Origin of the sequence: Embleya hyalina (assembly GCF_003967355.1) — a bacterium.
GTDB classification, from domain to species: Bacteria; Actinomycetota; Actinomycetes; order Streptomycetales; family Streptomycetaceae; genus Embleya; species Embleya hyalina.
In genome coordinates this window covers 374,956-391,568 of the sequence record NZ_BIFH01000018.1, presented here as the reverse complement: position 1 = coordinate 391,568, position 16,613 = coordinate 374,956, and the positions used below count along the sequence as shown (strand labels likewise).

At 70.9% G+C, this 16,613-nt stretch carries 12 protein-coding genes; 9 read left to right on the top strand and 3 right to left on the bottom strand.

Annotated features, from left to right (window positions below; all coding sequences use genetic code 11):
• Window positions 1-330 precede the first annotated feature (330 nt).
• Window positions 331-1,890, top strand: a complete 1,560-nt coding sequence (locus EMA17_RS17180; RefSeq protein WP_160161432.1) for a protein kinase domain-containing protein — start codon at window positions 331-333, stop codon at window positions 1,888-1,890.
• A 16-nt stretch (window positions 1,891-1,906) separates the two neighbouring features.
• Here EMA17_RS17180 and menC read toward each other — a convergent pair whose 3' ends face one another.
• Window positions 1,907-3,016, bottom strand: coding sequence for an o-succinylbenzoate synthase (menC, locus tag EMA17_RS17175; protein WP_126637894.1), 1,110 nt, complete (start codon window positions 3,014-3,016; stop codon window positions 1,907-1,909).
• Window positions 3,013-3,810 carry a GNAT family N-acetyltransferase gene (locus EMA17_RS17170; protein WP_126637893.1) on the bottom strand — a complete coding sequence of 266 codons (798 nt, stop codon included), beginning with the start codon at window positions 3,808-3,810 and terminating at the stop codon, window positions 3,013-3,015. Before EMA17_RS17170 ends, menC begins: the two co-directional genes overlap by 4 nt.
• A 700-nt stretch (window positions 3,811-4,510) precedes the next feature.
• Between EMA17_RS17170 and EMA17_RS17165 the strand changes: the two genes are divergently transcribed.
• The 5 genes from EMA17_RS17165 (at window position 4,511) to EMA17_RS17145 (ending at window position 10,799) form a co-directional block, all read left to right on the top strand.
• A complete protein-coding gene (locus EMA17_RS17165; RefSeq protein ID WP_126637892.1) occupies window positions 4,511-5,542 on the top strand; it encodes an ABC transporter permease in 1,032 nt (343 codons plus the stop codon).
• Window positions 5,543-5,622: 80 nt separating this feature from the next.
• Window positions 5,623-7,431: an ABC transporter substrate-binding protein gene (locus tag EMA17_RS17160; protein WP_126637891.1), complete on the top strand. Its 1,809-nt coding sequence runs from the start codon at window positions 5,623-5,625 to the stop codon at window positions 7,429-7,431.
• Between the two features lie 112 nt (window positions 7,432-7,543).
• Complete coding sequence (locus tag EMA17_RS17155) at window positions 7,544-8,542, top strand: ABC transporter permease (RefSeq protein ID WP_126637890.1); 999 nt, start codon at window positions 7,544-7,546, stop codon at window positions 8,540-8,542.
• Entirely contained in the window at window positions 8,539-9,636 is a 1,098-nt protein-coding gene (locus tag EMA17_RS17150) for an ABC transporter ATP-binding protein (RefSeq protein WP_126637889.1), read from the top strand. Before EMA17_RS17155 ends, EMA17_RS17150 begins: the two co-directional genes overlap by 4 nt.
• A gap of 23 nt (window positions 9,637-9,659) precedes the next feature.
• Window positions 9,660-10,799 (top strand): ABC transporter ATP-binding protein, encoded by a 1,140-nt coding sequence (locus EMA17_RS17145; RefSeq protein WP_371863008.1) that lies wholly within the window; start codon window positions 9,660-9,662, stop codon window positions 10,797-10,799.
• Window positions 10,800-11,490: 691 nt separating this feature from the next.
• Here the strand turns inward: EMA17_RS17145 and EMA17_RS17140 are convergent.
• Window positions 11,491-12,492 (bottom strand): serine hydrolase domain-containing protein, encoded by a 1,002-nt coding sequence (locus EMA17_RS17140; RefSeq protein WP_126637887.1) that lies wholly within the window; start codon window positions 12,490-12,492, stop codon window positions 11,491-11,493.
• Window positions 12,493-12,909: 417 nt separating this feature from the next.
• Between EMA17_RS17140 and EMA17_RS17135 the strand changes: the two genes are divergently transcribed.
• The 3 genes from EMA17_RS17135 to EMA17_RS17125 all read left to right on the top strand — a co-directional run bounded on the left by EMA17_RS17135 (window position 12,910) and on the right by EMA17_RS17125 (window position 16,606).
• The gene (locus tag EMA17_RS17135) at window positions 12,910-14,523 is read left to right on the top strand and encodes a PucR family transcriptional regulator (protein ID WP_126637886.1); all 1,614 of its coding nucleotides are present in this window, start codon (window positions 12,910-12,912) and stop codon (window positions 14,521-14,523) included.
• A 42-nt stretch (window positions 14,524-14,565) separates the two neighbouring features.
• A complete protein-coding gene (locus EMA17_RS17130; RefSeq protein ID WP_126637885.1) occupies window positions 14,566-15,549 on the top strand; it encodes an STM4015 family protein in 984 nt (327 codons plus the stop codon).
• 79 nt (window positions 15,550-15,628) lie between these two features.
• Window positions 15,629-16,606 carry an STM4015 family protein gene (locus EMA17_RS17125; protein ID WP_126637884.1) on the top strand — a complete coding sequence of 326 codons (978 nt, stop codon included), beginning with the start codon at window positions 15,629-15,631 and terminating at the stop codon, window positions 16,604-16,606.
• Window positions 16,607-16,613: the final 7 nt, after the last annotated feature.

Genomic DNA, 16,613 nt, shown 5'->3' with positions numbered 1-16,613 from the left:
TCGTCGGACGCGGCGAGCGGGGCCGCGGCGGCCACGCCGCCCCCGGCGACGAACAGGACGGTCGCGGCGGCGGTGACGACGGCGGCGCCGGGGCGGTGCAGCGGGGTCAACGGTTCTCCAGGTCCTCGGGCGGCGAGTGGTGCCGGCACTGGTATCGGACGACGGGAGTGCGCGGTCTGTGACGGCCGGGCGCAAAATTTCCGGCCGCATGCGCGCGGTGCTGCCACAACCGGGTCCGGCCGGACGTCGAATACCACGACGGGCGCGTGGCGTTCGTCGGGTGTCGCGCACGGCGGACATCCGTGGGGGCGAGCGGTGGGGGCGTACGGCATGGACGACGAGCGGATCGCGACGTCGGGGCGGGCGGCCATGACGGGACAGGTGCTGGCGGGCCGCTACCGACTCGACGAGCGGGTGGGCCGCGGTGGCATGGGCGAGGTGTACCGGGCACTGGACCGGCGGTTGGGGCGCACCGTCGCGGTCAAGGTGCTCTCCCCGGACCTGACGCAACATCAGGAGTTCCGCCGGCGCTTCCACCGCGAGGCGCGCACGGTCGCGGCGCTGGCCCATCCGGGGATCGCGATGCTGCACGACGTCGCCGAGGACGACCCGGCGGGCGACGGCGAGACGCTGCCGTTCCTGGTGATGGAGTTCGTCGAGGGCCACACCCTCGTGGACGCGCTCGCCCGGGGCCCGCTGCCGGCGGAGCGGGTGCTCGCCATCGCCGCCGAGGTGTTGGCGGCGCTGTCCTACAGCCATCGACGCGGCCTGATCCACCGGGACATCAAACCGTCGAACATCATGGTGACGCCGTCCGGCGCGGTGAAGGTGTTGGACTTCGGCATCGCCAAGGCTCTCGCCGAGACGACCACCCGCCTGACCGTGACCGGCGCCGCGATCGGCACGCCCGCCTACCTGTCCCCGGAGCAGATCCAGGGCGATCCGGTGGACGGCCGCGCCGATCTGTACGCGGTCGGCTGCCTGATGTACGAACTGCTCACCGGGCGACCGCCGTTCGTGGCGGATTCACCGTTCGCGGTGATGCACCAGCACCTGTACCGGGAGCCGGCCGCGCCGTCCACGCTGCGCGGCGACCTCCCGGACGCGGTCGACGCCGTGGTCTCGCGCGCGTTGCGCAAGACACCCGCGGAGCGGTTCCCGGACGCGGCCGCGATGCTCGCGGCTCTGCCCGGACGCACCGTGGAACCGACCCCGCGGCAGCCGCCGGCCGAGCCGACCCGGGACGCGGACACGTTCGCCGAGGCGAGGACCGCGGTGCCGGCGCCCCGACTCGCGCCGACGATCGTGGTCGAACCGGAACCGCGCCGGCTCGCCGATCCGGCCGGCGCTCGCCGCAGCGCGTGGGCGGTGCGGTTCGACCCGACCTCGGACGGCGTGCTCGCCGTGCTGGGCTGCGTACTGCTGTGGTCGGTGGGCACCCCCGACGCGCTCGGCGCGGCGGCCCGCTACGCGTGGATCCTCGCGGCGGTGCTGCTGTTGACGTGCGCGCGCCTGTCGGCGCTGATCGCCTGGGGCGTACTGGCCGGCTCGCTCGCCGTCAAGGCTCCCGAAGACCCGTCGTGGACCGGGAGCGACCTGGGCTCCCTGTTCACCGGGCACTTCGACGGCACCGCCCAGCGGCCGGTACAGGCGGTCGCCGCGCTGGTCCTGCTCCTCGTGTACGTGCGGGCACGCGGACGGGGCGCCAACGGCGGGGTGGTGGCGGCGGGCATGTGGTTGACCGGCCTCGACGCGCTGCGCGGTTGTCGCGGACTCGGCGCCGACACCCGAACCGAACTCCTGTGGACCGTGTTGGCCGTGCTGGCGGCACTGACCCTGCTCCAGGAGATGTGGTTCCGCAACCGCGCGGTACCGACCACGAACGGGTGAGCCCCGGCCGCGCGCCCTACACCTTGATCCACTCGACCGAGGTGGTCACCGCGTCGAGGACGTCGGGCAGGGGCGCGACACCGAGGCCGGGGCCGGCGGGGACGTCGAGGTGACCGTCGGAGAGCACGAACGGCTTCGTGATGTCGGTGGCGAAGTATCGGCCGGACGCGGAGGTGTCGCCCGGGAGGGTGAAGCCGGGCAGCGCGGCCAGGGCCACGTTGGCGGCGCGGCCGATGCCCGTCTCCAGCATCCCGCCGCACCAGACGGCGACACCGTGGGCCCGGGCGAGGTCGTGGATGCGGCGCGCCTCGAGATAGCCCCCGACGCGGCCCGGCTTGATGTTGACGACGGAGCAGGCGCCGAGGGAGACGGCGGCCGCGGCGTCGGCCGCGGACGTGATGGACTCGTCCAGGCAGATCGGGGTGCGCAGCAACCTGGCCAACGCGGCGTGCCGGACCAGGTCGTCGTTGGCCAGGGGCTGTTCGATCAACTGGAGGCCGAAGTCGTCGAGTCCGGCGAGGTGTTGCGCGTCCGAGAGGGTATAGGCCGCGTTGGCGTCGACCTGGAGCGGCAGATCGTCGCCGAAGCGCTCGCGCACGGCACGTACCGGCGCGAGGTCCCACCCGGGCTCGATCTTCAGCTTGATCCGGACGTAGCCCTCGGCGATGTACCGCTCCACGGCGTCGAGGAGTTCGGGCACGGAGTCCATGATCCCGACCGAGACGCCGCAGGGGACCCGGTCCCGCGCGGCGCCCAGGTAGGAGCCGAAGGACTCGTCGGCGGCGCGCAGGTGTGCGTCCAGCACCGCGGTCTCCAGCGCGGACTTCGCCATGCGGTGGCCGGTGAAGGGCGCCAGGACCCGGGCCACCTCGTGCACGTCCAGGCCGTCCCTCGGCAGGGCGGGGATCAGGAACCTGCGCAGCACGTGCTGGGCGCTGTCCACGTACTCGGAGGAATAGCGCGGCTCGGACATGGCCCCGCACTCGCCCCACCCCTCGTGGTCGGCGGTGACCACGCGGACCAGCAGCACATCGCGCGTGGTCTCCACGCCGAAGGAGGTGCGGAACGGGGCGACGAGCGGCATCGCGATCCGACGCAGTTCGATGCCGGCGATCTTCGTCTTCATGACTGGTGGCTCCTGTGCGGGGGTCGGACACGGGGGGTGATGGTGCGCCGCACCACGTAGCGGCGGCGTTCGTGGAAGCCGACGACGCGGGCGCCCTCGGCGAGCAGACCGCCCAGGGTGGTCCGCACGGCCAGCCGCCAGGCCCGGGCGGTGCCGGGGTCCGTGAGGCGCAGGGCCTCGATGTCGTCGGGGAGGTCGACGAGTACGGTCTCGGCGTCGGTCGCGGCGATCTCCGGGCGGCCCCGGTGATTGCGGACGCCGTGGGCGGCGCCGAGCGGCGGTTCGATCGCCTCGGGCGGGGTGGGCGCGGTGAGGTCCCAGGCGACCAGGACCCGGTCGGACTCGTCGCCGCCGTTGATGGTGTCGTGCATCGCGCCGTAGAAGGACGGCAGGTAGTCCTCCGGCAGGGCGCCGAGTTTGGTCAGATTGAAGTAGGCGTTGCGGCGGATGAGCGGGTCGTAGGTCCAGGTGATGCGCCGTAGTCGATGGTCGAGCGCCCACTGCCGCTGGTGCATCTTGAGGGCGAGGCCGACGCCGCGCCCCACGACGGAGCCGGTGATGTGCGAGTGCAGGCTGGTGCCGACGGGTTCGCCGAAGAAGGCGACCGACGCCCCCACCAGGCGGCCGTCCTCGTACGCTCCCGCCACGTAGTTCCCGGTGTGCGCGAGCGCCCGCATGACCTCGGCGGAGATGGGTGAGTTGCCGGGCCGGGAACCCCAGATGCCGGCATACAGGAGGCTGACGGCGTCGAGGTCCTCCATCATGCGCAGTTCTCGGATTGTGGATCCGTTCATCGCAGTGCTCCGACTGGGTGGGCCGGCGGCCGGGCAGGGGCCGGCACGGTGGCGGTGATGGCATGTGGGTGATCGGTGTGCGCGGCGCGGCCGGCCGCGCCGGGACCGCCCGGCGCGGAACACCCCACCCCGGCGGGGTGGTTGCCGTATCGGGCCGCACGGAAGCCGTCCCCGTGGTGGGCCGTGGCCGAACGCGTTCACGTCACTTCGGCAGGTTAAAACCGCCGGGGTTCCCGCGCCTTTGTTTCGGGCTACCGGGATATGCACGCCGATTTGTACACCGGAACAACCGGGGCGGGCCCACCCCGCGGCGGAATTCGCCGGGGCCGGAAATTCGGTATCCCCGTGCCCCCGCACGGCTCGGGCCCGGCCGTATCCGGTAATTCCGGGAGTTTTCCGGGATCGGGCCTCCCGGTATCACGCCGGCGCGCCTCTTTGGCCGGACATACAAAGCATTCGAGGAATCTCTGGACGGGCATCACATGCCTCCGGCGGATCCAGGGGCCACGCTTTCCGCATGCACAATCCGGCAAACGTACGGCGGGCACATCCCGCCCCGCGGGAAGTGCCGGTGTAAGCGGTGGCGAAACCGCGCTCCGGTCCGATGGCCGAGCTCCGCGGAGCGGTGAGGTCGTCGTCCCGCGCCCGGTGCACATCCATTACGGTCCGGCCGGCGCCGGTCGAGAGGGGTCCCTGTCAGATGACGGCACCATTGCACGAGCCGACCGCGAAAGCGGCCCCGAGCCCGGTCGCGGAAGCGGCCCCCGGCGCGGTCGACGAAGCGGCGGCGGTCGGGGGCGACACCGGGCCCGTACAGGGCCGTTCGCCGGCGCGGATCGCCTGGGAACGGCTCAAGCGGGACAGGTTGGCCCTGACGGGCGGCGCCGTCATCCTCGCGCTCATCGTGATCGCGGTGCTCGCGCCGGTGATCTCGAACCTCGTCGGACAGGATCCGGACGTCTTCCACGAGGACCGGATCGACCCGCTGTTCGGCACCCCGAAGGGCTCCCTCGGCGGCATCAGCGGCGAGCACCTGCTGGGCGTGGAACCGGTCAACGGCCGGGACATCTTCGCCCGCATCCTCCACGGCGCCCGGATCTCGCTGCTCGTCGGCTTCCTGTCCGCCCTGGTGGCGGTCGTCCTGGGCACGGTCCTGGGCATCGTGGCGGGCTTCTTCGGCGGTTGGGTGGACGCCGCCATCAGCCGCGTCATGGACGGTCTGCTCGCCTTCCCACAACTGCTGTTCATCATCGCGCTGGTCTCGGTCATGCCGAACGACATGCTGGGCATGACCGGTTCGAGCGTCCGCGTCTTCGTGATGATCCTGGTCATCGGTTTCTTCGGATGGCCCTACATCGGGCGGGTGGTGCGCGGCCAGACGTTGTCGATGCGCGAACGCGAGTACGTCGAGGCCGCCAGAGCGCTGGGCGCCGGGCGTTTGCACATCCTGGCGAAGGAGCTGCTGCCCAACCTCGTGGCCCCGATCGTCGTCTACACGACGATGATGATCCCCACGAACATCCTGACCGAGGCCGCGCTCAGCTTCCTGGGTGTGGGCGTCAAGCCGCCCACCGCCTCGTGGGGACAGATGCTCTCGAACGCGATCGACTACTACGACTCGGATCCGCTGTACATGATCGTTCCGGGCGTGGCCATCTTCACCACCGTTCTTGCCTTCAACCTCTTCGGCGACGGCGTGCGCGACGCGCTCGACCCCAAGAGCTCGCGCTGAGGCGCCGTACCCGAGGCCACCCGAGGCGGGCCCGGGCACTTCACCCGGGGTCCCTCATCCAACCCGGAGGATCCGAGATCGTGACTACCCAACACGCCTCACGGCGGCGCACGCAGGCACTGGCCGCTGCGGCCGTGGTCGCAGGACTGCTGACCACGACGGCGTGCGGCGGCGGTGGCGACAAGACGAGCGGGGTCGGCTACGACGCCGCCACCACCAAGGTCGTGAACGCCGGCACCACCAAGGGCGGCGCCCTGAGGTTCGCCGCCACCCAGGACGGCGACTCGTGGGACACCACCCGCAGTTACTACGGCTTCGCCTGGAACTTCATGCGGTACTACAGCCGCCAACTGGTCACCTACAAGACCGAGCCGGGCAAGGCGGGCGCGACACTGACACCCGACCTCGCCACCGACATGGGCAGGGTCTCGGACGACGGCAGGACCTACACCTTCACCCTGCGCGACGAGGTCTCCTGGGAGGACGGCAAACCGATCACCTCCAAGGACGTCAAGTACGGCATCGAACGCCAGTGGGCGCAGGACGTGTTGTCGGGCGGTCCGGTCTACCTCAAGGACATCCTCGACCCCGACGGCGAGTATCACGGCCCGTACCAGGACGAGTCCGCCGACAAACTGGGTCTGAAGGCCGTCGAGACACCCGACGACAGGACGATCGTCTTCCGACTGCCGCAACGCAACAGCGACTTCCCGCAGATGCTCGCGATCCCCTCCGCCTCCCCGGTGCGTCAGGACAAGGACACCAAGTCCAAGTACGGCCTGCGTCCGTTCTCCAGCGGCCCGTACCGGTTCGAGTCCTACGACCCGGGCAAGGACCTGCAACTGGTCCGCAACCCGCAGTGGAAGGAAGCCTCGGACCCGATCCGCAAGGCCTACCCGGACACCGTCGACGTCAAGTTCTTCTCCAACGCCAACGACATGGACCAGCGACTGATCGCCGGCGACTACGACCTGGACCTGGGCCAATCCGGTCTGTCGCCGCAGGGCCGCCAGACCGCGCTCAAGCAGCACAAGGGCAACCTGGACAACCCGCTCTCCGGGTACGTGCGTTACGCGACCTTCCCGCAGAACGTGAAGCCGTTCGACAACGAGCACTGCCGCAGGGCGGTCATCCACGGGGCCGACCACCTGTCCCTGCAGACCGCGCGCGGTGGTCCCGTCGCCGGCGGCGACATCGGAACCAACATGTTGCCGCCGACGGTCCCGGGCGCCCAGGGCGTCACGTACGACCCGTTCGACATGGCCGGCGCCGACCGCAACGGAAACGTGGCCAAGGCCAAGCAGGAGCTGGCGGCCTGCGGCAAGCCGGACGGGTTCACCACCACCATCGCCGTCCGCAACAACAAGCCGGTCGAGGTGGCCACCGCCCAGTCGCTCCAGGCGTCGTTGAAGAAGATCGGCATCGACGCGCAGATCGACCAGTACGACGGCTCGCAGACCTCCGGCATCGTCGGCAGCCCCGACAACGTGGCGAAGAAGGGCTACGGCATCGTCATCGACGGCTGGGCCGCGGACTTCCCGTCCGTCCAGGGCTTCGGCCGGCCGCTGTGGGACGGCAAGTACGTCCTGGAGAGCGGCAACGTCAACTACGCCCTGATCAAGGACAAGGCGATCGACGACCTCTTCGACGCCTACGCCAAGGAGCCCGACGAGGCCGCCAAGGTCCGGATCGCCACGCAGATCAACCACAAGGTCATGGAGGGCGCGTACTACCTGCCCTTCACCTACGAGAAGTACCTGAACTGGCGCGGCGGCCGACTCACCAACGTCTACATGACGGACGCGTACAACGGCTACGACTTCATCAGCCTCGGCGTGAACTCCGCCAAGTCCTCGAAGTCGTCGAAGTCCTCGCAGTCGTCGCAGTGAACCCCGGCACACCCGTCGAACGGCACGAAAGGCAGGTGAAGGCCGGCGCGGCGTGACCGCGGGCCGCCGGGGGAAGTCCCGGCGGCCCGTGCTCCGCAGCGGGCCGTTAGCTGTGCTCACTTACCTCATCAGGCGGCTGTTCGCCGCCGCAGTGATGCTGGTGGTCATCATCATGGTGGTCTTCGGCATCTTCTTCCTCGTCCCCAAGTGGACGGGCGTCGACATCGCCGCGAGCTTCGTGGGCAAGCAGGCCGACCCCGCCGCCGTCGAGGCCGTGCGGGAGAAGCTCGGCCTGAGCGAGCCCATCCACATCCAGGCATGGGAGTTCTTCAAGGGCATCTTCGCGGGCCGCACCTACTCGACCGGCGGCGACGTCGTGCACTGCTCCGCGCCGTGCTTCGGCTACTCGTTCAAGAGCGAACAGGCCGTCTGGCCGGTGCTGACCGACCGCTTCCCGGTGACCCTGGGACTCGCGCTCGGCGCCGCCGTGTTGTGGCTGGTCTTCGGCGTCGCGGCGGGCGTGCTCTCCGCGCTCAAGCGCGGCAGCCTGTGGGACCGCGGCGCGATGGTCGCCGCCCTCGCGGGAGTATCACTGCCGATCTACTTCACGGGCATGCTCTCGCTGGCGACCTTCGCGTTCGGACTGAAGTGGCTCGACGCGCAGTACGTGCCGTTCGGCCGGGATCCCGGCGGCTGGTTCGGCGGCATGATCCTGCCGTGGATCACCCTCGCCTTCCTGTACGCGGCGATGTACGCGCGCATCACCCGCGCCACGATGATGGAGGTCCTGGGCGAGGACTACATCCGTACCGCGCGCGCCAAGGGCCTGCCGGAGCGAACCGTCATCGGCAAGCACGCCATGCGCTCCACGATGACGCCGATCCTGACCATGCTGGGCATGGACCTCGGCGCCCTCATCGGCGGCGCGATCCTCACCGAGTCGACGTTCAACCTGCCCGGCCTCGGCCAGGCCGTACTGAACGCCATCCGCAACCAGGACCTGCCCATCATCCTGGGCGTCGTCCTGATCACCTCCCTCTCGGTGCTGCTGGCCAACCTCCTGGTGGACGTGCTCTACGCCGTGATCGACCCCCGAGTGAGGCTCGCGTGACCATCCCCGACACGAGCACCGCCGTCTCCGAACGGCCCGCCGGCGCCTCGACCGCGCCGCGCCCCTTCCTGGACGTGCGCGACCTGCGGGTGCACTTCCCGACCGACGACGGCCTGGTCAAGTCCGTCGACGGGCTCAGCTTCCAACTGGAGAAGGGCCGGACGCTGGGCATCGTCGGCGAGTCGGGCTCCGGCAAGTCGGTGACCTCGCTCGGCATCATGGGCCTGCACACGACCGGGCAGTACGGCAGGCGCAAGGCGCGGATCTCCGGCGAGATCTGGCTGGACGGCACCGAGTTGTTGTCGGCCGGCCCCGAACACGTACGCGGGCTGCGGGGCCGCCGGATGGCGATGATCTTCCAGGATCCGCTGTCCGCGCTGCACCCGTACTACACGATCGGCCGGCAGATCGTCGAGGCGTACCGGATCCACCACGACGTCGACCGCAAGACCGCCCGCAAGCGGGCGGTGGAGATGCTCGACCGGGTCGGCATCCCGCAACCGGACAAGCGGGTCGACGCCTATCCGCACGAGTTCTCCGGCGGCATGCGCCAGCGCGCGATGATCGCGATGTCCCTGGTGAACAACCCCGAACTGCTCATCGCGGACGAACCCACCACCGCCCTCGACGTCACCGTCCAGGCGCAGATCCTCGACCTCGTCCTGGACCTGCAGAAGGAGTTCGGCTCCGCGGTCATCGTGATCACCCACGACCTGGGCGTCGTCGCCGAACTCGCCGACGACATCCTGGTGATGTACGCCGGCCGCTGCGTCGAACGAGGCCCGGCGGAGCGGGTGTTCCACGAGCCCCGGCACCCCTACACCTGGGGTCTGCTCGGCTCGATGCCGCGCCTCGACCGCGAGCAGCGGGACCGACTGGTCCCGGTCGACGGCTCCCCGCCGTCCCTGATCAACCTGCCGTCCGGCTGCGCCTTCAACCCGCGTTGCCCGTACGCCGACGTACCGAAGGACGACGTCACCCGCACGATCCGCCCCGAGCCGACCGAGGTCGGCGACCGGCACTGGGCCGCCTGCCACCTGACCCGGGAGCAGCGGGAGCGGATCTGGACCGAAGAGATTGCGCCGAGGTTGTGAGCGAGAACGCGGAGGACGACGCAGTGAGCAACCCTGTACGCGGCGACGGCGAACGGGACGGTGGGGTCGGCTCGTCCGACCCCGGCCGTACGGCCGGCCGCGCCGAGGACGCCGCCCCCGGCGAGGTTTTGCTGAAGGTGACCGGGCTGCGGAAGCACTTCCCGATCCGCAAGGGCCTCCTCCAACGCCGGGCGGGCGCGGTGCGCGCCGTCGACGGCGTCGACTTCGAGGTGCGCTCGGGCGAAACGCTCGGTGTCGTGGGCGAATCGGGCTGCGGCAAGTCGACGATGGGCCGGCTGATCACCCGCCTGCTCGAACCGACCGCGGGCACGATCGAGTTCGAGGGCGAGGACATCACGCGCCTCGGCGTGCGGGGCATGCGGCCGCTGCGCCGGGACGTGCAGATGATCTTCCAGGACCCGTACTCGTCGTTGAACCCGCGCCACACCACGGGCACGATCATCGGCGCCCCCTTCCGGCTCCAAGGCGTCGAGCCCGAGGGCGGCATCAAGAAGGAGGTGCAGCGGCTGCTGTCGGTGGTCGGCCTCAGTCCCGAGCACTACAACCGCTACCCGAACGAGTTCTCCGGCGGTCAGCGCCAGCGCATCGGCATCGCCCGCGCGCTCGCCCTCAGGCCGAAGCTGGTGGTGGCGGACGAACCGGTGTCCGCGCTCGACGTGTCGATCCAGGCCCAGGTCGTCAACCTCATGGACGACCTGCAGCGCGAACTGGGTCTGACCTACGTGATCATCGCGCACGACCTGTCCGTGGTCCGGCACGTCTCGGACCGGATCGCGGTGATGTACCTCGGCCGGATCGTCGAACTCGCCGACCGCGAACTGCTCTACCGGGCGCCGATGCACCCGTATACGAAGGCGCTGATGTCGGCCGTCCCGATCCCGGACCCGCGGCGCAGAAAGGACCGGAGCGAGCGCGTGCGGCTCGAAGGCGACGTGCCGTCGCCGATCGCCCCGCCGAGCGGCTGCCGCTTCCACACCCGATGTTGGAAGGCGACGACGGTGTGTACGACGGCCGAGCCGCCGTTGGAGGAGCTGCGGCCCGGACAACAAGTGGCGTGCCATCACCCGGAGAACGCCGTCGACCGGGCCCCGCGGGACAGCGGCGTGGCCGGCACGGCGCAGGTGGTACCGACTCGTCGGTAACGCCCGTGCGGGCGTGGCCGCGGCCCCGGACGAGTCGACCTTCGTACCGCACGACGATCACCCCACACCGCCGCCCTCGCCGCCCCGGTCCGCACCGCCACCCGGGGCTGCGGGGGCGCGGTCGTGCCGGTCGGCGACATCGACACCGGCAAGAGCACGCTGCTCGACACCACGGGCCGCGCGGTGCCGACGCGGAGGCCACGACGCGGGAGCGTGTGACACGCGGCCACAATGCGGAGCCCGGGATGGGGCTGCGTGGCCACGCGGCGCCGATGTGGGGGCCGCGACGCGACTGCGCGGGGCCGGCGCGGAAACCGCGACGAGACTGCGCGGGGCCGCTGCGGAGGGCGGGCTGCGGGTGTTGCGGGGGATTGGGATCGAGTCCGAGGCTCGGCTGCCGTATGAGGGGCCGGCGGCGTACCCGCCCTCACGGCTACGCGAACCACATCCCCGAATACCCGACGCCGTCCGCCACGTCGCCGAACTCCTGGGTCGCCACCGCTTCGAGCGTGTTCACGGCGCCTGGTGGGAGCTCGTGGTCACCGCCGACGGCAACGCGGTCCCGCGCCGCGCCGTCGACCGCTGCCCCGCCCGGGAGGGCGCCACGACGCACCGCGCCGACCGACCGCACCGACCGATCACACGGCATCGCGGCGGAGCCGAAACCGGCCCCGCCGCGATGATGTCTCCGTCAGCGCAGGTCGCGCAGGAGCTTGCTCATGATGGCGTCCACCCGGTCCGAGTCGAACGACTCCGAGCCGATCAGCAGGGTCACCGACCGTCGGCCGTCGTCGGTGACGGCGTTCCGGAACTTGTGGCCGCTGGACATGCTGCCGCTGTGTCCCCACAGCACGAAGCCCGGGTAGGGCTCGTGGCGCTCGACGCCCAGGCCGTAGCGTTCGTTCGCGACGTCCTCGGCGACCGTCTTCTTCAGCTCCGCGAGTTGGGCCGGGGCCAGCAGCTTCCCGGTCAACAGGGCGGTCCAGAAGGTGGTGGTGTCCGCACCGTCGGAGATCAGCGCGCCCGACGCGTCGGCCTCCGAGGTGTTCCATTCGGTCCGGTCCACCAGGGTCTTGCCCCGCTCCACGTAACCGCGCAACTCCGGCTTGGGCAAGGTGGTGCGATCGCCGGCCCATTCGGTCTCGCACAGTCCGAGCGGTGCGATGATCCGCTCCTCGATCTCGGTGGCGATGCTGCGGCCCGTGACCTCCTTGACGATCAGACCGACCAGGTTGTAGTTGGTGTTGGAGTAGGCGAAGCCCGACGGCGCGCGCTCGGGCCTGGGCAGGGCGAGCGCCTGCCGGACCGTCTGCAGGGGCTCGATGTGATCCCAGCGGTGCGCCTCCTCGTCCTCCCAGAACGGCGCGTCCAGGTAGTCGGGCAGGCCGCTGGTGTGCTGCAGAAGCTGTCGGATCGTGATGGTGCGCCCGTCGTAGAGCCTGGTGCGGATCAGACCCGGCAGGTAGTCGTCCACGGTGTCGTCGAGACCGATCCGGCCCTCGCCGACGAGTTGCAGCACGACGGTGGCCGTCCAGGTCTTGGTGTCGCTGCCGATGCGGCTGTGCTCGTCGCCGACGACCTTGCGGCCCGTTCTGCGATCGGCGAGGCCGACACCGCCCGTGCGGACCCCACAGTTCGGGCTCTTCACCGTCACGCTCATCCCCGTGGCGCCGACACCTTCCAGTGCCTTCATCGCCGTCCGGATGGGCGTGGTGTCACACTGCGGCGCCGCGCCCGCCTTCGTCGGCACCGTCAGCAAAGAGGCCGCACACGCCAAGGCCACGACCGCACTCGTCCTGTATCGCACAATGTCTCCTTCTGCAGCACAGCACTCATACATGTGCCGTAATCGATAACGCCCGACGGATACGGATTTCGATATCCGCGAGCGGGCAAACGGTCGGCGGTCACCGGCGGCATTCGGCCCGTCACGGCCGACTGCGGTCGGTTGCGCTCCATGGGGTCGTTGCAGGTACGGTCACTGGATGTGCCCGCCGCCCGCCTGCCGGATTGTGCATGCGGAAAGCGTGGCGCCCGGATCGGCCGGGGACATGTGACGCCGATCCAGAGATTCCCCGAATGCTTTGTGTGGCCGGCCAAAGGGGTGAGAATGCTCGGTACCGGGGTTCCCGATCTCGGACAGGTCCTGGAGGTACTGGGCTCGTCCCTGTTGCGGCCGTTGACCGACCCGCCGGAAAAACCGGTGCCGGTCTCGGGCGTACTCATCTACGAGCGACGCGCCCCGCTGCCCCTCCCCGCCGTGACCGACGCGATCCTGCTCGCCGTCGGCGTGGGGATGGACGAGGCACGGGCGACGGACCTGATCGGCTCGGCGGCACAGGCCGGGTACACGTGCCTGGTGGTGAAGAGCTTCGGCGAGCCGGTCACCGCGTTGGTGGAAGCCGCCCGACAGGCCGGCATCGTGCTCCTGGCCGCCAACGAGGCGGTGGCCTGGCATCACCTGGACGCCATGATCTCCTCGGCCCTCACCCCGACGGTGCGCTTCGGGCAGGCCGCGGGCGCCCCGGCCTTCGGCGACCTGTTCGCGTTGGCCAACGCGATCGCCGGCATGGTCGGCGGAGCCACCGTGATCGAGGATCCGCACCGGCGCATCCTCGCCTACTCGACCCTGCCCGGCCAGGCCGTCGACGAGGGCCGCCGCCAGGGCATCCTCGGCCTCCAGGTGCCCGACGGCCCGGACTACGACGAGCAGTACCGGGTGCTCACCCGGCTCGGGCGCACCTGCCGCTTCCCCGCCGTTCCCGGGGGACTTCCCCGGCTCGGTGTCGCCGTCCGCGTGGGCAGCGAGGTGTTGGGGTCGATCTGGGTCGTCGACGCCGGCGAACACCTGGACTCCGCCGCCGAACAGGCCCTGTCCGACGTGGCGGACAACGTCGCGCTGCACCTGCTCGCGGCCCGCACCACGGAGTCCGCCGTCCGGCGCAGGTACGCCGACCTGCTGCGGCGGTTGTTGGCCGATCCGAGCAGTGTCACGGCGGTGGCCCCACAGCTCGGTCTGGACCCGAACCTGCCCGTCGCCATGGCCGCGTTCGCCGTCGCCTCGGTCGACGCCGAGGACGCGCTCACCGCACACGCGGCCACCCGGCTGGCCGACCTGGTGAGCCTGCACTGCGAGGCACGCTACGGCAGACACGGCTGCGCGCTGATCGACGGAACGGTCTACGCGCTGCTCCCGAGCGAACCGTCGCCGAACGCGCACCGCGAACTCGTCGCCTACATCGCGCGGCGGGCGCACAGCGCGCTGCGGGTGCCCGTCCGGGCCGGACTCGGCTCGCCCGTCCAGGAACTGCGCTCGATCGAGAGTTCGCGCGCCGACGCGGATCTGGTGCTGCGCGCGCTGTCCGAGCGGCCGGGTGATCCACAACCGTGCCAGGTGGCCTCGATCGACGAGATGTGGGCCGGCGCGACGTTGTCCGCGCTGGCCGGGATGCTGGCCACGCACGAGGTGGTCCCCCGCCGGCTCGGACCGGCGATCCGCGCCCACGACCTGGAACACGGCACCACCTACGCGCCCACCATCCTCGCCTACCTGGACGCCGACGGCGATGTCGCGGCCGCCTCGCATCTGCTGTCCGTACACCCGAACACGATCCGCTACCGGCTCTCCCGGGCCACCGAGATCTTCGGGTTCGATCTCGCCGACCCGGACGAACGGCTGGTGTTGTGGCTGCGGTTGCGCCTCGGCGGCCGGCTCGACTGGTAGACCCCCCGCCCCGCGGTCACCGGGCTCTGGTAGGCATGGCCCATGTCGAACTACGACGGCGACGAGCGGTTCGCCGGACTGCCCATAGCCGAGCTCAACCCGATGGTGAACCCCAAGGCCACGCGGGCCGACAACGCGGCGGCGAGGAACGCGAAGCCGCTCCCCGCCGCGGCGGACGCGGCGTGGCGGCTGCGGATCGAGGGGTATCCGAGCTCGGAGAAGTTCACCGAGCACGTCGCGCGTTTCCTCGACACCGTCGACACCACGCTGGTCACCGCCGTGCTGGTCGGCATGTGGGAGCCGGGCGAGGACTCGAAGGAGGCGGTGCGCTCGCTCGTCGACGCCGCCGACCGGCTGCCGGCGCTGCGCCACCTCTACTTCGGCGACATCACGCCGGAGGAGAACGAGATCTCGTGGATCCTCCAGTCGGACATCACGCCGCTGTTCGAGGCGTTTCCCCGGCTGGAGACGCTGATCGTCCAGGGCGGCCAGGACCTCGTGCTCGAACCCGTGCGCCACGAGAGCCTGCGGCACCTGGAGTTCCGCACCGGCGGACTCCCCGCGCGCGTGGTGCGCGCGGTCGGCGCGAGCACCTTCCCGGCACTGCGCACGCTGGAGCTGTGGCTGGGCACCGACGAGTACGGCGGCGACGCGACCGTCCGCGACATCGAGGGCATCCTGCGCGCCGGCGGCCTGCCCGCGCTCACCCGACTCGGCCTGATGAACAGCGAGATCCAGGACGAGGTCGCGGCCGCGGTCTCGGCGTCCCCCGTGCTCGGACGGCTGACCGAACTCGACCTGTCCATGGGCGCGTTGGGCAACGAGGGCGCCGAGGCGCTGCTCATCGGTCAACCCCTCGGACACCTGCGGGTGCTCAACCTCAGCCACCATTTCATCACCCCCGCCATGCGGGAACGACTCACCGCGGCCCTTTCGGCACCCGGCCTCGCGCTCGACCTCGGCGACCCGCAGCAGGCCGACGACGACGGCGAGGAGGCCTGGCGCTACATCGCCGTCGCGGAGTGAGCGACCCGCACACCCGCCACCGGCCGCAGGCGCCCCGCCGCCCGGCCGTCCGAACCCGCCCGGAAGCCAGGAACAGCACATGTCGCTCTACGAGTTCACCCCGCACTTCGGCGGCCTGCCCGTCGTCGACCTCCCGCCCCGCGACTCCACCGCGACGTCGAGCACGCCGGGCGACCCGCCGGACGCCGTCGCCTGGCGCCTCCGGGTGGACCCGTGGGACGACGAGGAGGCCGAATTCGAGAAGCGGTTCCGGTACTTCCTCGACACCGTGGACACCACCCGGGTCACCGCGCTGCTGTGTGGGTGCTGGACCGACGACCTGTCCGCCGAGAGTCCCGCGCTCGGGCTCCTGGTGGAGCACGTGGACCGGTTCCCGAACCTCCGGCACCTGTTCCTCGGCGATGTCGTCCAGGAGGAGTCCGAGATCTCGTGGATGAGCATCGGCACCCTCACCCCGGTGCTGCGCGCCTACCCGCGGCTGGAAGAACTCGTCGTGCGCGGCGGCGCCTTCGACGGCAACCCGGACACCGCGCCGGCGCTGGAGCCGCTGCGCCACGACGCGTTGCGTGCCCTGCGGTTCGAGAGCGGCGGCCTGTCCGCGCGCCTCGTCGGCGCCATCGGCCTCTGCGACCTCCCGGCGCTGGAGAGCCTGGAGATCTGGCTGGGCGTCGACCGGTACGGCGGCACCGCGACCGTCGACGACCTCGCGGAGCTGCTGTCCGGCGTACGCGTCCCGGCGCTGCGCCGGCTCGGCCTGATGAACAGTGAGATCCAGGACGCCGTCGCCGCGGCCGTGGCCGCCGCGCCGCTGACCGCCCGCCTGGAATCCCTCGACCTGTCGATGGGTACCCTGGGCGACGAAGGCGCCGAGGCGCTGCTCGCCGGTCAGCCGCTCACCCACCTGAAGACGCTGCGCGTCCACCACCACTTCGTGTCCGACCCGATGGCCGAGCGCCTGCGGGCGACGTTGCGCCCGCACGGGGTCACCGTCGACATCGGCCGCTCCGAGGAGTTGCGGGACTGGGGCTCGGGCCGCTACACCGAGGTCTCCGAATGACCCGCCG

Excerpts from the sequence above, each read along its gene's own strand:
- EMA17_RS17180 (WP_160161432.1), top strand. The coding sequence starts at position 331 with ATGGACGACGAGCGGATCGCGACGTCGGGGCGGGCGGCCATGACGGGA.
- menC (WP_126637894.1), bottom strand. The coding sequence starts at position 3,016 with ATGAAGACGAAGATCGCCGGCATCGAACTGCGTCGGATCGCGATGCCG.
- EMA17_RS17170 (WP_126637893.1), bottom strand. The coding sequence starts at position 3,810 with ATGAACGGATCCACAATCCGAGAACTGCGCATGATGGAGGACCTCGAC.
- EMA17_RS17165 (WP_126637892.1), top strand. The coding sequence starts at position 4,511 with ATGACGGCACCATTGCACGAGCCGACCGCGAAAGCGGCCCCGAGCCCG.
- EMA17_RS17140 (WP_126637887.1), bottom strand. The coding sequence starts at position 12,492 with ATGAAGGCACTGGAAGGTGTCGGCGCCACGGGGATGAGCGTGACGGTG.
- EMA17_RS17135 (WP_126637886.1), top strand. The coding sequence starts at position 12,910 with ATGCTCGGTACCGGGGTTCCCGATCTCGGACAGGTCCTGGAGGTACTG.
- EMA17_RS17130 (WP_126637885.1), top strand. The coding sequence starts at position 14,566 with ATGTCGAACTACGACGGCGACGAGCGGTTCGCCGGACTGCCCATAGCC.
- EMA17_RS17125 (WP_126637884.1), top strand. The coding sequence starts at position 15,629 with ATGTCGCTCTACGAGTTCACCCCGCACTTCGGCGGCCTGCCCGTCGTC.